The organism is Thiohalomonas denitrificans (assembly GCF_016841685.1).
GTDB lineage: Bacteria > Pseudomonadota > Gammaproteobacteria > Thiohalomonadales > Thiohalomonadaceae > Thiohalomonas > Thiohalomonas denitrificans_A.
On the sequence record NZ_JAENYR010000072.1, the window covers coordinates 1 to 17,249 of the forward strand.

20 protein-coding genes and 2 pseudogenes are annotated in these 17,249 nt (G+C 60.4%); 17 read left to right on the forward strand and 5 right to left on the reverse strand.

Annotated features, from left to right (window positions below):
* Nucleotides 1-187: pseudogene (locus Q7L05_RS13675) on the reverse strand (hypothetical protein); the annotation flags it as partial.
* A gap of 309 nt (nucleotides 188-496) precedes the next feature.
* Nucleotides 497-730 (reverse strand): DUF3820 family protein, encoded by a 234-nt coding sequence (locus Q7L05_RS13680; protein WP_303907720.1) that lies wholly within the window; start codon nucleotides 728-730, stop codon nucleotides 497-499.
* Between the two features lie 240 nt (nucleotides 731-970).
* Between Q7L05_RS13680 and Q7L05_RS13685 the strand changes: the two genes are divergently transcribed.
* From Q7L05_RS13685 to Q7L05_RS13695, 3 genes are all read left to right on the forward strand, one after another.
* Nucleotides 971-1,462: a GNAT family N-acetyltransferase gene (locus Q7L05_RS13685; RefSeq protein WP_303907723.1), complete on the forward strand. Its 492-nt coding sequence runs from the start codon at nucleotides 971-973 to the stop codon at nucleotides 1,460-1,462.
* Nucleotides 1,463-1,477: 15 nt separating this feature from the next.
* Complete coding sequence (locus tag Q7L05_RS13690) at nucleotides 1,478-2,128, forward strand: class I SAM-dependent methyltransferase (protein WP_303907726.1); 651 nt, start codon at nucleotides 1,478-1,480, stop codon at nucleotides 2,126-2,128.
* A 172-nt stretch (nucleotides 2,129-2,300) separates the two neighbouring features.
* Complete coding sequence (locus Q7L05_RS13695) at nucleotides 2,301-2,834, forward strand: DUF2058 domain-containing protein (protein ID WP_303907729.1); 534 nt, start codon at nucleotides 2,301-2,303, stop codon at nucleotides 2,832-2,834.
* Nucleotides 2,835-2,888: 54 nt separating this feature from the next.
* On the opposite strand, the gene Q7L05_RS13700 is transcribed toward Q7L05_RS13695, so the two are convergent.
* Nucleotides 2,889-3,356: an Lrp/AsnC family transcriptional regulator gene (locus Q7L05_RS13700; RefSeq protein ID WP_303907731.1), complete on the reverse strand. Its 468-nt coding sequence runs from the start codon at nucleotides 3,354-3,356 to the stop codon at nucleotides 2,889-2,891.
* Between the two features lie 419 nt (nucleotides 3,357-3,775).
* On the opposite strand from Q7L05_RS13700, the gene leuA reads away from it, so the two are divergent.
* The 5 genes from leuA (at nucleotide 3,776) to Q7L05_RS13725 (ending at nucleotide 7,884) form a co-directional block, all read left to right on the forward strand.
* On the forward strand, nucleotides 3,776-5,446 hold the full coding sequence (gene leuA / locus Q7L05_RS13705; protein ID WP_303907734.1) for a 2-isopropylmalate synthase: 1,671 nt from the start codon (nucleotides 3,776-3,778) through the stop codon (nucleotides 5,444-5,446).
* A 337-nt stretch (nucleotides 5,447-5,783) separates the two neighbouring features.
* Entirely contained in the window at nucleotides 5,784-6,188 is a 405-nt protein-coding gene (locus tag Q7L05_RS13710) for a YajD family HNH nuclease (protein ID WP_303907737.1), read from the forward strand.
* Between the two features lie 102 nt (nucleotides 6,189-6,290).
* Nucleotides 6,291-7,001, forward strand: a complete 711-nt coding sequence (locus Q7L05_RS13715; protein WP_303907740.1) for a uracil-DNA glycosylase family protein — start codon at nucleotides 6,291-6,293, stop codon at nucleotides 6,999-7,001.
* Between the two features lie 106 nt (nucleotides 7,002-7,107).
* Nucleotides 7,108-7,464: a nucleotide pyrophosphohydrolase gene (locus tag Q7L05_RS13720; protein WP_303907743.1), complete on the forward strand. Its 357-nt coding sequence runs from the start codon at nucleotides 7,108-7,110 to the stop codon at nucleotides 7,462-7,464.
* Nucleotides 7,465-7,638: 174 nt separating this feature from the next.
* Nucleotides 7,639-7,884 carry a hypothetical protein gene (locus Q7L05_RS13725; protein ID WP_303907746.1) on the forward strand — a complete coding sequence of 82 codons (246 nt, stop codon included), beginning with the start codon at nucleotides 7,639-7,641 and terminating at the stop codon, nucleotides 7,882-7,884.
* A gap of 72 nt (nucleotides 7,885-7,956) precedes the next feature.
* On the opposite strand, the gene Q7L05_RS13730 is transcribed toward Q7L05_RS13725, so the two are convergent.
* Together Q7L05_RS13730 and Q7L05_RS13735 are read right to left on the reverse strand one after the other, a co-directional pair.
* A complete protein-coding gene (locus Q7L05_RS13730) occupies nucleotides 7,957-8,412 on the reverse strand; it encodes a DUF302 domain-containing protein (RefSeq protein WP_303907749.1) in 456 nt (151 codons plus the stop codon).
* Nucleotides 8,409-9,452 carry a c-type cytochrome gene (locus Q7L05_RS13735; protein ID WP_303907752.1) on the reverse strand — a complete coding sequence of 348 codons (1,044 nt, stop codon included), beginning with the start codon at nucleotides 9,450-9,452 and terminating at the stop codon, nucleotides 8,409-8,411. Before Q7L05_RS13735 ends, Q7L05_RS13730 begins: the two co-directional genes overlap by 4 nt.
* A 427-nt stretch (nucleotides 9,453-9,879) precedes the next feature.
* Between Q7L05_RS13735 and Q7L05_RS13740 the strand changes: the two genes are divergently transcribed.
* The 9 genes and pseudogenes from Q7L05_RS13740 (at nucleotide 9,880) to Q7L05_RS13780 (ending at nucleotide 17,147) form a co-directional block, all read left to right on the forward strand.
* Nucleotides 9,880-10,122, forward strand: coding sequence for a DUF938 domain-containing protein (locus Q7L05_RS13740; RefSeq protein ID WP_411293343.1), 243 nt, complete (start codon nucleotides 9,880-9,882; stop codon nucleotides 10,120-10,122).
* Between the two features lie 240 nt (nucleotides 10,123-10,362).
* Nucleotides 10,363-10,794 (forward strand): annotated as a pseudogene (locus Q7L05_RS13745) (DUF938 domain-containing protein); the annotation flags it as partial.
* A 305-nt stretch (nucleotides 10,795-11,099) separates the two neighbouring features.
* On the forward strand, nucleotides 11,100-12,350 hold the full coding sequence (lysA, locus tag Q7L05_RS13750) for a diaminopimelate decarboxylase (RefSeq protein ID WP_303907755.1): 1,251 nt from the start codon (nucleotides 11,100-11,102) through the stop codon (nucleotides 12,348-12,350).
* A gap of 119 nt (nucleotides 12,351-12,469) precedes the next feature.
* Complete coding sequence (locus tag Q7L05_RS13755; RefSeq protein WP_303907758.1) at nucleotides 12,470-13,135, forward strand: class I SAM-dependent methyltransferase; 666 nt, start codon at nucleotides 12,470-12,472, stop codon at nucleotides 13,133-13,135.
* A 150-nt stretch (nucleotides 13,136-13,285) separates the two neighbouring features.
* Nucleotides 13,286-14,116 (forward strand): diaminopimelate epimerase, encoded by an 831-nt coding sequence (gene dapF, locus Q7L05_RS13760; RefSeq protein ID WP_303907761.1) that lies wholly within the window; start codon nucleotides 13,286-13,288, stop codon nucleotides 14,114-14,116.
* A complete protein-coding gene (locus Q7L05_RS13765; protein ID WP_303907764.1) occupies nucleotides 14,113-14,805 on the forward strand; it encodes a DUF484 family protein in 693 nt (230 codons plus the stop codon). The genes dapF and Q7L05_RS13765 overlap by 4 nt, the downstream gene beginning before the upstream one ends.
* Entirely contained in the window at nucleotides 14,805-15,710 is a 906-nt protein-coding gene (xerC, locus tag Q7L05_RS13770) for a tyrosine recombinase XerC (RefSeq protein ID WP_303907767.1), read from the forward strand. Before Q7L05_RS13765 ends, xerC begins: the two co-directional genes overlap by 1 nt.
* Nucleotides 15,711-15,924: 214 nt before the next feature.
* Nucleotides 15,925-16,293, forward strand: coding sequence for a hypothetical protein (locus tag Q7L05_RS13775; RefSeq protein WP_303907771.1), 369 nt, complete (start codon nucleotides 15,925-15,927; stop codon nucleotides 16,291-16,293).
* A 29-nt stretch (nucleotides 16,294-16,322) separates the two neighbouring features.
* The gene (locus Q7L05_RS13780) at nucleotides 16,323-17,147 is read left to right on the forward strand and encodes a lipoprotein intramolecular transacylase Lit (RefSeq protein WP_303907773.1); all 825 of its coding nucleotides are present in this window, start codon (nucleotides 16,323-16,325) and stop codon (nucleotides 17,145-17,147) included.
* The last annotated feature ends 102 nt before the right edge of the window (nucleotides 17,148-17,249 follow it).

A 17,249-nucleotide genomic window follows, 5' to 3' on the forward strand; every position in this document is an offset into this window, starting at 1 on the left:
GTCCTGACGTTTTTGGGGGGCTCTGAAAGTATCGCCAAGCATGCAACAGTACACTCACACCGTTGACGGCCTCTGCGGTCCATTCCAGAAAACCCATTTCCGCTTCCGCCATGACGGTGCGGTACTCCCAGCGGCCACCGGGCAGCTGATCACTAAGCAATTGCACCTTTTCCCGCAGGCCCGCCACTCCCCGGAAGATCCCGTAACCGTCAGCAAGACGATGTCAGCCGAGAAGTTCCGGGCCAGGTCTTCTTCGAAGGCCCAGCTTTTGGCGAGCCGCAGGTGGTCGTCAAGAACTTCCCTCGCCGTACGCTGCCTCTCCATTGGCGCTCCTCCATCAGCGGCTGAGTCCTTTTCCCAACGCAATTCTAGAGCACCGAACCGATAAAGCCCGAAGCGCAACAATGGGCCTCTTCGACGTAGAGTCGGCCTTCGGGCCGATACCCAGGCTAAACCCCGACCCCCCGGGGTGCTATGGAAGCTTAATGGCCGCCGATCAACGACGCAGAGGCGCAAAGAGGTATTCCAATCCATTGATCTTGATTTCGTGAACAATGTGCAGCAACCGACCCAGCTCACCGTCGGGGAAACCTTCACGGGAGAACCAGACGACGTAGGGCTCGGGCAGATCGATGAGAAGCCGGTCTTTGTATTTTCCGAATGGCATTCGGTAGCGCGCCAGTTTCAGCAGTTCCTGACCATCAAACGGCAGCGGGGCGGAGTCGTGCATCGGCGCTCCAGCGCAAAAGCCCCATTATCCGGAGTCGGTGCATGAAAAAAAAGGCGGTATTCGGTATCAACACGTGAAATCAGCGAGTGTTCCGCTATGCTGTGTGCTGGCACTGTCTCCCAATCAGCACTCACCTGCCCTGGTCGTTCAAGGTTTGACTTGGGGAATTCCCCACGGCAGTTTGGGTCTACTGTTTGACATCCTGAAGCCCAACAATCGAAAAAACCTCCGAAGAAGCCCATGAAAATCCGTAAAGCTGATCCGACCGATGCGCCGGCTATCCAGCGTTTTCAGGAAGCCTCCATTCGCGAACTCTGTAGTGACAAGTACGATGCGGAAACCATCGAACAATGGACCGGAGACCTGAAACCCGACCACTATCTCGACGCCATGGAGAAATACCAGTTCCTGGTAGCGGAAGAGGACGGGGGGGAAATCGAGGCCATGTGCGTGGTGGATACCGACCGAAGCGAACTGAACGCCCTGTTCGTGGCACCACAGGCCACGGGGAAGGGGCTGGGCAAGGTCCTGGTGGCCTCGGCCGAAGGTGTGGTCCTCAATGCCGGGCATCACCGCATCAGCCTGAAAGCCACCCTCAATGCCGTACCCTTTTACGAAAAACTGGGGTTTCGAAGAAAAGGCGAAACCATGCATTCGTTTTCAGAAGGGACGGAGCTGGCCTGCATCGTTATGAGCAAAACGCTTACGCCGGACAAAGGCAAAGCTGCCTGACCGGGACCGCGACCAATGCCGCCTGTATCTGAGCCATGCCCGCTATGTGGCGCCACCGGGTCGAAGGCTTTCTTTCAGGACAAACGCCGCGATTACCTGCACTGTATGGAGTGCCGCCTCGTGTTCGTGCCTCCGGCGTACTATGTGTCGGCGGAACGGGAGAAGATGGAATACGACCTCCACGAAAATGTCCCGGAGGACCCGGGGTATCGTCACTTTCTGAACCGATTGCACGAACCGATGAAGGCAAAGCTGGAGCCGGGCGGCTTCGGTCTCGACTTTGGTTGTGGACCGGGCCCGACGCTCTCACTGATGTTCGAAGAAGCGGGGCACCGCATGGCGATCTACGACGCCTTCTATAGACCCGATACCAGCGTTTTTTCCGAACGCTATGACTTCATCACGGCCACTGAAGTGGTCGAACACCTGCACCGGCCGGGGCTTGAATTGGACAGGATATGGGAGTGCCTCAAAGGGGGCGGCTATCTGGGATTGATGACCAAACAGGTCCGGGATCCGGAGGCCTTTGCCGGATGGCACTACAAGAACGATTGTACCCATGTCTGCTTCTTTTCCCGGGAGACCTTCCAGTGGCTGGGAAACCGCTGGGGAGCCCGGCTGCAGTTTCACGGCAATGATGTCATCCTGCTGACCAAGCCGGGGTAGTCGCAAGGCGGCTAAAAGATCAGGCGGCGAAGCGTGATGCGAGGACCATTCGGCGGGAAATTGCGACCCGCAGTAAGGAATCACCTCGGGTGGATTCCGCGCTAAAATGGCAGCCGGTCGGCTAACTCGACCGGCTGCGCACGCAAATCATCTTATACAGAGGAGTTTCGAAGTGAGCGGTTCACTGCGGGATCAACTATTGAAATCGGGCCTGGTCGACGAGAAGAAGGCCAAGGCGATCGACCAGAGCAAGCGAAAAAAGGCAAAACAGAAGCCGAAGAAGCAGGCCCGGGGTGTCGATGAGAGCCGGGAGCGCCACCAGCAGCAGCAGGCCGAGAAGGCGCAGCGTGACCGCGAGCTCAACCGCCGCCGCCAGGAAGAGACGCAGCGGCGGGCGATCGTCGCCCAGATCAAACAGTTGATCGAGGAGAACCGGCTCCCCAAGCGCGACGGCGAAATCGCCTTCAACTTCGCCGATGGCCAGAAGGTCAAACGGCTCTACGTCAACGAACAGGTCCACCAGCAGCTGACCAACGGGCAGGCCGCCATTGCCAAGCTCCACGGGCAGTACGATATCGTTCCGAGACCGGTCGCCGAAAAGATTCGCGAGCGGGATGAATCCTGTCTGATCCTCTGTAACGAACCCGGCAAGGATGATGATGATCCCTACGCCGACTTCCCGGTCCCTGACGATTTAATGTGGTAATTCGGATTCCGCCCCCGTAGGAGGATTGCCGCGCGATATCCACTTGACCCTGGTTCACCTCTCTACCGGTAGCACGCTCTTGTCCACCACCCGGCGCATGACGAAGCTGGAGTGGACCCCGCTCACCCCTTCGATGCGCGTGATCCGGTTGAGCAGCAGTTCCTGAAAGGCCTCCATGTCACGCACCACCACCTTGAGCTGGTAATCGGCATCCTGGCCGGTGATCAGCAGGCACTCCAGCACCTCCGGCAGTGCACCGACGGCGGCATCGAAGTTGGCGAAGCGCTCCGGAGTGTGGCGATCCATCGAAATATGGATCAGCGCCATCAGCGTCAGACCGAGCTTGCGGGCATCCAGTATCGCCCGATAGCCGGTAATCACCCCGGTCTCCTCCAGCGCCCTCACCCGCCTCAGACAGGGGGAGGGGGAGAGACCGATACGGTCGGCCAACTCCTGATTGCTGATGCGGCCCGCCTCCTGAAGCACCTCGAGGATGCGGCGGTCGTAGCGATCGAGTTCCATAGTCCTGTTCTCCCACTCAATACACCGGCCTCAAGGCCGCCTGCGGCCTGAAAGCCCATGAAACGCATTATCCTTTTAGGAATAAACGAATACCAGCAATATTATTGTGTAGATGGCGATAACAACAAGCCATTTTGCAAGCGGCTGCCGGCCGCTTCGGCGTAATCTTTTACCCATGGAAAGCCCGGGGCTCACAAGGCCCCGGCTCTGCGGCCCGCCTCACGAGGGCGGCCGGTTCCCGAAGCCAACCGGCAAAGGGAAGGGGTTCCCCAACAAGGGAGCAACTCGCTACGGGTAGGCCCAACCGCAAAGGCGCCAAGGGCGCAAGGTTTTCCGAACGGATTTTCTTTGCGGGCTTTGCGCCCTTGCGGTGAAGGCTTTTATCTCGAACTGAAAAACCGAACAGAGGGAGAATCTCCGTGAAGCCGTTTGACCACCGCAAGTACCGCCCCGCGCCGCGCATCGAGCTCAAGGAGCGTCGATGGCCGGACCGCACCATCGACAAGGCCCCGCGCTGGGCCAGCGTCGATCTGCGTGACGGCAACCAGGCGCTGCTCGAGCCCATGTCGGTTGAGCAGAAGCAGCGGCTTTGGCAGGTGCTGGTGGAGACGGGTTTCAAGGAGATCGAGGTGGGATTCCCTTCAGCCAGCCAGCCGGATTACGACTTCGTGCGCTGGCTGATCGATGAAAACCGCATTCCGGCGGACGTCACCGTGCAGGTGCTGGTGCAGGCCCGCGAGGAGCTGATTCAAAAGACCTTCGACGCCCTCCATGGTGTGCACCGGGCGATCGTCCACGTCTACAACTCCACCTCCACCGTGCAGCGCGAGCGCGTCTTCGAGCGGGATCGGGAGGGCATCAAGGCCATCGCCGTCCAGGGCGCTGACTGGTTGAGGCGCGAAGCGGCCAGGCACCCGAACACCGAATGGGTCTTTCAGTATTCGCCCGAGAGCTTCTCCAATACCGAGATGGACTACGCCGTGGAGGTCTGCGATGCAGTGCTGGAGGTCTGGGAGCCGACCGCGACGCACCCCTGCATCATCAATCTGCCGGCCACCGTGGAGAGTGCGACGCCCAATGTCTTCGCCGATCAGGTGGAGTATTTCTGTACCCGTATCAGCCGCCGCGAGGCGGTCGTGGTGTCGGTGCATACCCACAACGACCGCGGCAGTGCCGTGGCCGCGGCAGAGATGGCGCTGCTGGCCGGTGCCGATCGCGTGGAGGGCACGCTGTTCGGCAATGGCGAGCGTACCGGCAACATGGACCTCGTCACCATGGCCATGAACCTCTACAGCCAGGGTGTCGATCCCGAGCTGGACCTCTCCCGGCCCGACCACATCATCCAGGTCTACAGCGAGTGCACGGGGCTTCCGGTCCATCCGCGCCATCCCTGGGTAGGCGAGCTGGTCTATACCGCCTTTTCCGGGTCCCATCAGGATGCCATCCGCAAGTGCCTCAACCGACAGCAGCCGGATGAGCCCTGGCAGGTCGCCTACCTGCCAATCGACCCGCACGACCTGGGCCGCGACTATCAGGCGGTGATCCGGGTCAACAGCCAGTCGGGCAAGGGCGGGGTGGCCTTTGTGCTGGAACGCGATTACGGCCTCCGGATACCGCGCTGGATGCAGGTGGAACTGGCCCGGGTGGTGCAGCAGGCCAGCGAGTCGCAATCGGGCGAGGTGGACAGCGCCGCCATCCACAGGCTGTTTCTGGAGCACTTCGTTCGCAACGAGGCTCCGATTCGGCTCGAGGGCTACCATGTAGACCGGCGGGGCGGCCGGGAGGTGATCGAGGCTCGTCTCTCCGAGGCTGGCACGGAGCGTCTCCTGCAGGGCGAGGGTGAAGGGGCCCTCTCCGCCCTGGTGGATGCCTGGATGCGACACAGCGGCGCTGATGTGAGCGTGGTGGACTATAGTGAACACGCCCTCGGCGAGGGTACCGATGCGGAGGCCGCCGCCTACGTGCTGCTCAATGTCGACGGACAGCGGATCTCCGGCGCGGCCCTCGACCAGGACACGCTCAGCGCCGCCATCAAGGCGGTTCTCTCCGCCCTCAACCGGGTTCGAGCCACAGCCTCGGAGGCGGCCTAGCAGCCTGTCGGACTTAGGTGCCCGTAGCGAGCAAGGTGGGAGAGCGAGACCAAATTTTCACGATTTCGAGGCGCATAGTGGGTCTACGCAACGAGAAATCGGGGAAATTTTGGCCGCTCTCCCATCGGCGCAGTAGGAGCACCTAAGTCCGACAGGCTGCTACATCGGAACGGCTCCACACATGACCACGGAGAACACGAAGGATTCCTGTTTTTGGGGGCACAATGCATAGACCTGCAAAACGGCCTCAAGTCCGGGCCATTTTTCTCTGTGTTCTTCGGGAGCTCTGTGGTGAAATATTCAGTCCAAAAACAGATACCGGAGGAAAAGGAAGATCATGGCCAAGCAGCCCCGCCGCCCCGGACAGTCCATCGATTCCGGCAAACTCGATCGCATAGTGGCCGAAGGCCGGCGCAATGCCGAACAGCGTCAGCAGGGCTACCGCGAACAATCGCTGAAAATTCATCCGTGGGTCTGCGGCCGCTGTGGTCGCGAATTCACCCGCGCCAATCTCCATGAACTGACGGTCCATCACAAGGATCACAACCACGACAACAATCCGCCGGACGGCAGCAACTGGGAGAATCTCTGCCTCTACTGCCACGACAATGAACACCAGCGTTACGAAGAACATGTCCGCGGCCATGAAGGGCTGGGCAAGAAGGAGGCCGCCCCTGCCACCCACAATCCATTTGCCGACCTCAAGGCGATGCTGGGAAAAGACGACGGCAAGGAGGACTAGTGGTCCATGCGCGCCAGGATTCACTCTTTACCGCCTGCGAATGGATAAACGACTTGCCGTTGCGGGATAATAGCGGGAAAAACTTGATCAGAAGCCTTTTGGATGATTAGTGAACAGCAGCGGCAGGCCTTTCAGACCCTTGCGCAGGAACTCGAAGGCATCGATACGGCCATCTATGCGGAGTGCGGAAAGGACCCCCTCGAACCAATTATAGGACTGGGGAATCCGAAGGTCCGGGTCGGCTTTTTTGGCCGGGATCCCGGGCGGGACGAAATCCTGCGGGGCATGCCCTTTATCGGGGCGGGGGGCCAGAAGGTACGAAACACCTGCTACGAGTACCTGTACAGTAAACCGATGCCGGATTTCGAAGCCTCAGTGGCGGTGGGGAAGCACTTTTTCTGGGCCAATACCGTCCCTTACAAACCCCTCGGCAACAAGGCCTGGTCGATGCGGGTCAAGAAGCAGTTTCAGCCGCTGGTGGCCGAGTTGCTGGTGAACTGGAGGGGCAGCGATGTCATCACCCTCGGCAGGGAGGCCTTCCTCTGGTTCGGCATTCATCAGTCCCGCGAAACCCGCCAGGCCCTGGAGTCATTCTGGGCGCGGGAGGATCGCTTCTCTGCCTGCATCGAAGTGCCGCTGGTATTGGCGGACGGACACCGCCGCACCCTGCGCCTGCACCCCCTGCCACACCCGTCTCCACTCAACGCGACGTGGTACAGGCGGTTTCCGGGACTGCTGAAGGCGCGTCTGCAACAGCTGAATTTGCACCTTGATAATGTCAGACTGGCGGAGGCCGCCACGGCAACAGAGTAACTCGCTGCCCGAATCCCGCCGGAGGGTTTCATCCGGGCAGGCCGAGACACAGAGAGCGCAGGGTCCCCGGGAGACCGCGCGTGCATCATCGACACCGCAGAGGCTTATGACGGACAGCATCGACAAACTCAAGCAGAGACTCCGGCGCTTCGCCGAGGAGCGCGACTGGGAGCAGTTTCACTCCCCCAAGAACCTCTCCATGGCGCTTATCGCCGAGGCGGCGGAGCTGGTAGAGCACTTTCAGTGGCTTACCGAAGCCCAAAGCGCCGAACTGGCTCCTGAAAAGCAGCGGGAGGTGGAATTGGAGCTGGCGGACATCTTCATCTTCCTGATCCGTTGCGCCGATCGCCTGGGAGTCGACCTGGTCAAGGCCGCCAACGAGAAGACCGATATCAACGAGGGGCGTTTTCCGGTGGAGCGGGTCCGGGGCGTGGCGGGCCGGGGCTCGGACTTCGAGCCATGACACGCTTCGTCGAGTGTACTGTTGTATGCTTGGCGACACTTTCAGAGCTGCTGAAAACACCGCCAAGCATACAACAGTACACTAGCCTGCTTTACTTGCTTCAGGTTGTCTCGGAACCGGGTGAGCCGCTATCCTCGGCATTGCAGGCCCTGGAAATCAGAGGGAGAGAAAACAGTGAGCGAAAGAGTCGGAGCACCCCATGTCGGCGCACCCGATCCGGAGAAACGCAATTCTCCCATCGTCGAAGAGACCGCCGAGGACTTCGAGGTGGTGGAGCAGGAGCTGGGTGAATCACCCGTCTGCTACTTCAACGGCAAGAACTACGCCGATAAGAGCATGGTGTGCAGTGGCGATGAACTGCTACGTTGCGAGCGGGGACAGTGGCTGCGGTTGGGAAGCTGCGACCCGGACAATCCCTGACCGCCGATCGCGTCCGAAGAGAACCCGTCCTGATCACAGGGAGTAGTGATCGAGACGGCGCAAATCGGGTGGCTACTCCGCTTCCGAGAGCTCGTCGAGCATCGACTCCACGTCCGAACGCCACTGCTTGAAAATCACATGCGCCTCCGGGTCGGCCACGAGCTTCCGGAAGAAAGCTGGATCCACAGTGGTCACCAGCGTTTCTTCCTCTTCCGCGAAGATCGTGATTTTTTGCGGCAAGTAAGGGATCAGCTGCGAGTATTTCGCGGTCAATGAGCGGACCTGTTCGGGCTTTCCGTAAAAGACGATGCGGTATTTGTCGGTCGCATAGCCGCTGGCCGTCAGCCCCACATCGACCCGTTGCACACGCGATACGCGGTATCCATGGTCGCTGATGACCCCCTGCAGGGCCAGCATGGTTTCGGGGAAGGACTGCTGGGCTCGCACCATCAGCAGCGGCTGGGCGTTCGCTACCCCCGCCGAGAACAGGCCAAGGAGCAGGAGAAGTGGTGCAGTGTAACGGTTCACAGGCTCGCCTCCTCCATAATCCCCACATAGAGTCCATACAGCTCGGTGCACGGCTCATCCAGGGCATTATTGTTAAAGAATTGCGACATGAACTTGGGATTGATGGACATCAGTTTGACCGTACCGTCAGCCATTTCCACCACCGTGATCCGGCAGGGCATGAATATCCCGGCGCGCGGGTCGAGCTTCATCGCCTCGTTGATCAGCTTGAAGTTGCAGAAATAGACGATACGCTGCCGGGCATTCTCCTCCTCTTCGGCGAAAAGACCGTTCTCCAGATTCTGCTCGCGGATGATCCGGAAGTTGCGACCAAGGGCCGCCTGCTTGAGGTTCGCCACCGTTTCGTCGAAGGAGGAGAATGATTCAACGGACAGGTAAGGCTCTTCGCCCTCGTGCTGTCCCGATGGCAGGGGGTCTTCCTCGAAGGAACGAACGTAAGCCACCACATCATTGATGTCCTGCTCCGAAAGTCCTTGCTTGAGAAACGACTCCATCGGAGTACCGTCGCGACCTTGCAGCAAAGTCGTTCGGATCATCTGATCGGTGGCTGCATGCAGAAACGCCGCGTTGTGCAAGGCGGGGGCAATCACGGGCAAGTCGCGGGGCCGCGAAAACGTGACGCCGGTTCCCGAGCCGCCTTCGCCGTTGGCCCCGTGGCACTCCGCGCAATGTTCGGCAAACAGTGCCTTGCCCCGTTTGGCATCACCAATGACCGGTGTCGTATCGTGTACGGGCGTCATGCTGCCTTCCGGCATCCAGGTGCGAATATGGCTGATGATCGCCCGCAACTGAACATCGCTGAGGTTTTCGAAGGCGGGCATGACCCGGCCGGGGCGCCCGTGCCGAATAGTCCTGGAGAGGTAGGTGTCACTGACGTTGGTCAGAAAATCCGGCAGTGCCAACGGTACACCGACACCACCGTGGCCATCTTGCCCGTGGCAGGCGGCACAATGACGCCCGTAAAGGGCTCCACCATCGGGGGCGGCGAAGACCGGTCCGGCAATCAGTAGTGCAAACAGGAGGGCTAGCAGGCGTTTCATAGTCCCCATCCTTTCTGTAGGCCAGTAAAAATTTTAGATTAGCATATGCTAATTATCTAACATTGATCTACATCATGAGGATGCAGGGTAAACGCATACTCACATTTTAAGTCCTTGATAGCAGGTACGCTGTGAATATGACCTACAGCGGTGTAGGAAGTGAAGATTCTGCAGGAGCAATCATCTTTCATCCGTGTATGCTCGATGGCAGCGTCCCTCGACAACTGCTGACTCGACGATAGGCTCCATGCATTGTCGCCGCCTTCCATAGCGGCGTGCGCTGTTCTACCTCCTGCGTCCATGCAGTCGTGTTGCCGACGACCTGCTATCAAGGACGTACACCGCTCGCTTCAAAGGATGCAGTTGCCTTGTCATGAGGATTTCGCTCATTGTGACCGAATACCAACCAAGGTGTACAGGAGGGACCATGCCCAAGCCTTTTGCCGAATCCTGCGAACAGAACAAAGCGCCGATCCTCGACGTGCTGCACAGGGAATTCACCGACCCGGGACGTGTGCTCGAGATCGGCAGTGGTACCGGTCAGCATGCCGTGTGGTTCGCCCGCCACCTGCCACATCTCGTGTACTGTTTCATACTAAATGGCGCATTCAGCGAGTCGCTGGCCGGCCAGATGCAAGGCGCACTTGCGCAGGAATGGCCGGCCCATTGATGTGCAGGGATGCACGAATGCCGCGAGCGCATGGATGCGCAGGAGCGGTCAAGCAAGTGCAACGCCGCAGATGGCCGGCCAGCGGCTCGCCCGAAGGGAGCCCCCCAAAAGCGCCATGACGGCGTTGCAGCGCTTGACAAGGGAGATAACCATTGCCTGCGCGCTGCGCCTTGTCCTGACGCTTTTGGGGAGCTCTGAAAGTGCCATTTAGTATGAAACAGTACACCAGCTTGGCAGACGGCCGATCTTCCGGACAACCACCCAGGCATTCACGCCTGGCTCGTCGATGGGCCCGACAATGTACTGCCGCCTATCGCCCTGGATGCCTGCGGCGGCAACTGGCACGGAATGAAGGGCTTCGATGCGGTATTTTCGGCCAACACGATTCACATCATGGACTGTCCCTCGGTCGAATGCCTGTTCGCCGGGATCGGACAGCTGCTGCCCGTCGGCGGCAAGTTCGCCCTTTACGGCCCGTTCAACTATGGCGGCCGCTTCACCAGCGAGAGCAATCGTCGCTTCGATGAATGGCTCAGGGAGCGCGACCCCGCCAGCGGGATCCGTGACGCCGAGGCAGTGGATCATCTGGCAAACCGGGCCGGCCTGATACTCCGGAACGATTACGAGATGCCCGCCAACAACCGCACGCGGATTTGGCGGAAATCGGGCTGATTGCCATCACCTTCAACGCGGACAATCGCACACCCACACAGGTATGGCGCCGCGGCGAGCAGCTTTACCATGCCTGTTAACCTGCCGCCGATTTGGTCACGTTCCATCGGCTCGGTTTATACTGGCCGGCCTGGATTATGCCAAACCGGATTGAGGTCATTGTGATGCGGATTTGTTGGGCACAATACGCCCTGTGGGCGCTCATCGCGCTGCTGGGCGTATCGGCGATGCTTTCCTCAGGATGCGGGGCCAAAGGCCCGCTCCACCTTCCCGGAGAAGAACAGCAGGAGCAGGAGAACTAGCGCGTGGATCACTTTGGATACCGTACCGGCCGGCTCTATGCGGAAGATGTCGACCTCAGTGAGGTTGCGGCCCGCTACGGCACGCCCGCCTATGTCTACTCACGCGCCACTATCGAACGCCACTGGCGGGCTTTCGATGCTGCACTGGCGGGTGTCGAACACATGGTGTGCTATGCCGTCAAAGCCAACTCCAACCTTGCCGTACTGGGGCTAATGGCACGCCTCGGCTCCGGCTTCGATATTGTCTCGGTGGGCGAACTGGAGCGCGTACTGGTGGCCGGCGGAGATCCCTCGAAAGTCGTCTTCTCCGGTGTGGGCAAGCGTGAGGAGGAGATGCGCCGGGCCCTGGAGGTGGGGATCCGCTGCTTTAACGTCGAATCGGAATCGGAGCTCGAACACCTCAACCGGGTGGCGGGCGAGCTGGGTCTGAAGGCGCCGATTTCACTGCGGGTCAATCCCGATGTCGACGCGGGCAGCCACCCCTATATCTCCACCGGGCTGAAGGAAAACAAGTTCGGCGTCGACATCCATCACGCCGAGACGGTCTACGCCCGCGCCGCAGCGATGCCCCACATCGAGATATCCGGTATCGACTGCCATATCGGCTCGCAGATCACTGAGGTGAACCCCTTTGTCGATGCCCTGGAGCGCGTCCTGATCCTGGTGGATCGCCTCTACGAGCACGGCATCACCATCAACCACCTGGATCTGGGGGGCGGGCTGGGTATCACCTACCGGGATGAACAGCCGCCGCTGCCCGGAGATTATGCAGACCCTCTGCTAGCACGGCTGGCCGGCCGTGGTCTCGAGGTGCTGATTGAACCGGGACGGGCCATCGTAGGTAATGCCGGGGTGCTACTGACCGGTATCGAATACCTGAAGCATACGGAACACAGGGATTTCGCGATCGTCGATGCCGCCATGAACGACCTCCTGCGTCCGGCCCTCTACAACGCCTGGCAGGCGATCATACCGGTGGTCCCCCGGGGTGATGTCCCGCCGCGCCCCTACGATATTGTCGGACCGGTGTGCGAGACCGGGGACTTCCTGGGCAAAGGGCGGGAGTTGGCACTGACAGAAGGCGATCTACTTGCGGTACGCTCGGCGGGGGCCTACGGCTTCACGATGAGTTCGAACTATAATACCAGGCCACGCGCCGTGGAACTGATGGTAGACGGCGACACCGTCCACGAGATCCGCCCAAGGGAACGCATTGAGGAGCTGTTCGCCTCCGAACGGCTACTTCCCGAATAAAAAAGAAGATCCGAGATACGAGATACGAGATGCGAGAGAAAGGATCACTGCAGTGCAGTCCTCAGTCTCCGGACCAACACTCTTGCCTCGTATCTCGTATCTCGTATCTCGGACCTGACATGGAACGAATCCCCGAACCCGAATTGATGGATGAGGCGGAGCAGGCGCGCGCCTATGCCGAAGCCGATTTCGAGGCTCCGCACGAGCGTTTCGTGGAGTTGCTGACCGATGCCCTCGGCGGCGAGGCTCTGCGCGGCTGCGTACTGGACCTCGGCTGCGGCCCGGCGGATATCACCATCCGAGTGGCCCGGCACCACCCGGCGTGCACATTGCACGGTGTGGACGGTGCCCCTGCCATGCTGCAGCTGGGGAAGGCGGCCATTGCCCGCCGAGGTCTGGAACAGCGCATCCGTCTCATCGAGGGTTATTTTCCGGGCGCCGACCTGCCCCGGAGGCACTACGATGCGGTGATCAGCAACAGTCTGTTGCACCATCTGGCCGATCCAATGGTACTTTGGGAGGCAATCGCCGTTCACGGCCGGCCCGGTGCACCGGTATTCGTGATGGACCTGATGCGTCCTGCAAGCCGTGAACAGGCTCGACTCCTGGTGGACACGTATGCCGCCGGCGAGCCGGAGGTCCTGCAGCAAGATTTCTACCACTCGCTGCTGGCCGCCTACCGGCCGGAAGAGATGAAGCAGCAATTGGAAACGGCGGGATTACCGCTTCAGGTCAAGACGGTCAGTGACCGCCACTTGACCATCAGCGGGCGACTAAGGGCCTGAACGACAAAGGGGGCTGAGGAACAGTCACTGCGTTGAAATAGCACTCTTTCCTCAGTAATCTCCGTGGTTTAGCGACTCTTTTGAACCCCGGGCTCCCATGTCACCGTGGCAGACTTGCCGCAGTGCGGATTATTCCGAAAAAGAAGCGAAATGAAGCTAAAATTCAGTAAAATGCAGGGGCTTGGCAATGATTTTGTCGTTTTAGACGGAGTTCGCCAGAGTGTTTCACTTTCCACTCGACAGGTGCGCTTCCTGGCCGACCGGCGTCTGGGGGTCGGCTGTGACCAGGTACTGCTGGTAGAGCGACCGCAGAGCCCAGGGGTCGACTTCAGCTACCGGATCTTCAACGCCGACGGTGGTGAAGTGCAGCAGTGTGGTAATGGAGCGCGCTGCTTCGCCCGCTTCGTGCGTGACCAGGGGCTGACGGAAAAAGATGCCATCGCGGTGGAAACCGCCTCGGGCATCATCCACCTTCATGTTGAAACCGATGACCGGGTCCGGGTGGATATGGACCGACCGCGCTTCGAACCGGCGGCGCTGCCCATGGTGGTGGACGAGGAAAGAGAGTCTTATCGCGTTAGCGCAGGGGGCCAGGACCGCACCCTGGGCGCGGTCTCCATAGGCAATCCCCATGTGGTGCTGCGGGTCGATGATATCGATCGGGCACCAGTCCAGACGCTGGGCCCCGAACTGGAATCCCATCCGCTGTTTCCCGAACGGGTCAACGTCGGTTTCATGCAGATCGTTGATACACGCCATATCCGGCTTCGGGTGTTCGAGCGCGGTGCGGGCGAAACCCTGGCCTGCGGCACCGGCGCCTGTGCCGCCGTGGCGGTGGGCCGACGCTGGGAACTGCTGGATGAGCAAGTGGATGTAGAGTTGCAGGGCGGCTCCCTGACTATCCGCTGGCCGGGTCCGGGCCAGTCATTATGGATGACCGGCCCCGCAGCGCATGTGTTCGAAGGTGAGATCGAACTATGAAGGAATCAAGCACCCCGAAGACCAAGGCGGAATCGAGCGAGGAAAGCGTCGCCGCCTATCTTGAGGTCCACCCGGAATTTTTCGAGGGCCGCGAAAAGCTGCTCGAAAAACTGCATGTCCCCCACGCGACCGGGGGCGCCGTATCGCTGATCGAGCGCCAGATACAGCATTTGCGGGAGAACAATAAAGAGCTTCAGCGGCACCTCCAGCACCTCGCCCGGGCCGCACGCAATAACGAAATCCTGCTGGAACAGCTGCAGATATTGATCCTGGAACTGATCACCAGCCGGGACATCGATGAGGCCCTTGCGGCACTGGAGAAGGGCCTGCGCGAAGACTTTCACGCCGACTTTGTGGCCCTGCGGCTATTCGGCAACTGGGACCGGCCGGAAGCCACCGAACCAACGGCACCGGAACTGGCCTCTTTCGCCCGGACGCTGAACCGCAAACGGCCGGTCTGCGGCTATATCACTCCCGAACAGAAGCAGTTTCTATTCGGGGGCGTAGCGACGGAAGTGGCTTCATCGATCCTGTTGCCCCTTTGTGAATCCCGGCATGATGCCTGTCTGGGGCTGCTCGGCGTAGGCAGCATCGACTCCAAGCGCTTCCACCCGGAGATGGGCACCGTATTCGTTTCCCACCTGGGGGCAGTAGCCACACGTATTCTCCGCGCCCATCTGGAGGCGTGATGATTGAAGCAGACCTGGCGCATGTCGACAGCTTTCTTCGCCATCTGCGTCTGGAGCGGCGGCTCTCTCCCCACACCACAGAGAATTATGCCCGCGATCTGATTCAACTGATCAGCTTCTGCGACGAAACAGGCATTGACCAATGGAGCCAGGTGGATGTGCATCGGGTCCGCGCGTTCGTTGCCTGGCGCCACCGACGCGGCGCCGGGGGCCGCACCCAGCAACGGGAACTGTCCGCTCTGCGGGGCTTTTTCCGTTACCTGATCAGGGAGGGAATGGCGACCCATAATCCGGGTGCGGATGTGCCGGCCCCGAAAACCGGGAAACACCTGCCCGAGGCCCTCAATGTCGACCAGATGGAGCAGCTGTTGGCGATCGCCGGCGACGGCGTGCTGGCAGTGCGCGACCGGGCCATGCTGGAGCTGATGTACTCCTCGGGGCTGCGGCTGGCCGAAATGGTGGGACTCGATCTCGACGGGGTGGATCGGGATGACGCAATGGTCCGGGTAGCCGGAAAGGGCGCCAAGACCCGGGTAGTGCCGGTGGGCCGAAAGGCGCTGGAGGCGATCGCTCTCTGGCTGCAGCGTCGGGGTGAACTGGCCGAGCTGGAAGAGAAGGCGCTGTTCGTTGGGAGGGGCGGCACACGCCTGTCCGGACGCGCGGTTCAGCAGCGTTTCCGGGCGCACGCCCGGCGGCAGGGGCTCGATGTACCGGTGCATCCACACATGCTGCGACACTCCTTCGCCAGCCACATCCTTGAGTCTTCGGGTGACTTGCGCGCCGTGCAGGAACTCCTCGGTCACGCCGATATTGGTACGACGCAGGTCTACACCCATCTGGACTTCCAGCACCTGGCGAGCGTCTACGACCAGGCCCACCCGCGCGCCAAGCGACGCAAGCGTTAGCCAACCCCTGGCGTTGCGCTGCCTCCTGCATCCTTGTCGTCGTCTCCGCAGGAAGGGAGCTTCCCCCGTGCCACGTAAGGTGCATTCCATTCCGGCGATGGTCGGAGCTGGCGCATTTGGATGTGCCCCGGGCAAGGGTTGGTTCACGCTGGAAAATCTGTCGGCTTTATGGAAATGAGGTGGCGCGTCAGAATGCGCCCTACGTATTCTTCAAATGCACCGTTCCAGCGGGGCAGCCGCCGAAGCCCTCGAGCCGGTCACTACGGTGGTGACGCTGGCCACTCAGAGACACGGTGCCCAACCGGTGGTCGGCCGTCTGGGGCCGGACTGCTCGCTGCTCCTTTTACACGGCGATGCCGATACGGTTCTGTCCAGCGACGCTTCGGTGGCGCTGTTCCGTGATGCCCGGGAACCGAGAGCGATGCCTATCTACCCGGGAGGTGGACACGTGCTCGACGAGGTCGCAGAGAAGGTCCACGGCGAGGTGAAACGCTGGCTCCTCAAGAAACCCTCGTCGGATCAGAAGGGGGCAATCCCTGATTTGACGAACCGACATTGTGTTTCCGGGGGTCCGTCGGTATAGGATCAGCGGATGACACAGGGTTCGTCTCGATGATCTTTGCAACCAACCTTGCCCGACGCTTTTCAGGCGCGGTGCTACAAACGCTTTTTATCGTGTCCCTGGCAGGGACGGCGGCCGGATTGGGCTGGAGCAGCCTGCGGGTGGTTGATTTCGGTTATCCATGGCTGTACGAGGCGCTCTCCATCGAGCATCACATCGAGCACTGGGGTGCACGGAACCGGTATCGTCCCGGTTTTGAAACCACGACCCGTCAGGAGCACCTGGCCATCTTCAGTGCCATCACGACGGCGGTACACCACCAGGGCGAGGGATTGGATACGATCCGCTATCGCGATCACCGAGGCAATGGCCACCCGTTTCTCCGCACGCCGGAGAGGGTTCACCTGCAGTCGGTCGCCCGCGTGATCGATGGGTTCTATCGTGCCGTCTACCTGGCAGTGGCCATCCTTGTGATCAGTGCCATCATCCTGCGTCGGTCCGGAACGCCGGTCCCGCGCCTGTCCCGCATCCTGGTGGGAGCCTTCCTTTTGACCGCCATAGTCACCCTGCTGGTCATCGGCATAGGTCCCACAAAGGTGTTTTATACCGCCCACCACTGGATTTTTCCGGCAGGGGAGCAATGGTACTTCACCTATCAGGAATCCCTCATGACCACCCTGATGAAAGCACCCGACCTGTTCGGTGGTATCGCAGTCCTCCTTGCCGCTGCCATGCTCTGTTACTTCGGCTTACTGCTTGTGGCTGCACGTTTCTGGAGTCCCCCAAACCCGGGAGGGGCCGGAAAACCTCCTGATGAACTTGCCCCCGCTGTCATTACGAGCACTACCCCCGGCTGCGCCAGCCCGAATCAATAACGAACTTCCCTCTTGTCATAGCGAGCCGTACCCCCAGTTGCGCTGGTCCGAATCAGTGACGAACCTTTAGCCGTCATTGCGAGCCGTACCCCCTGCTGCGCA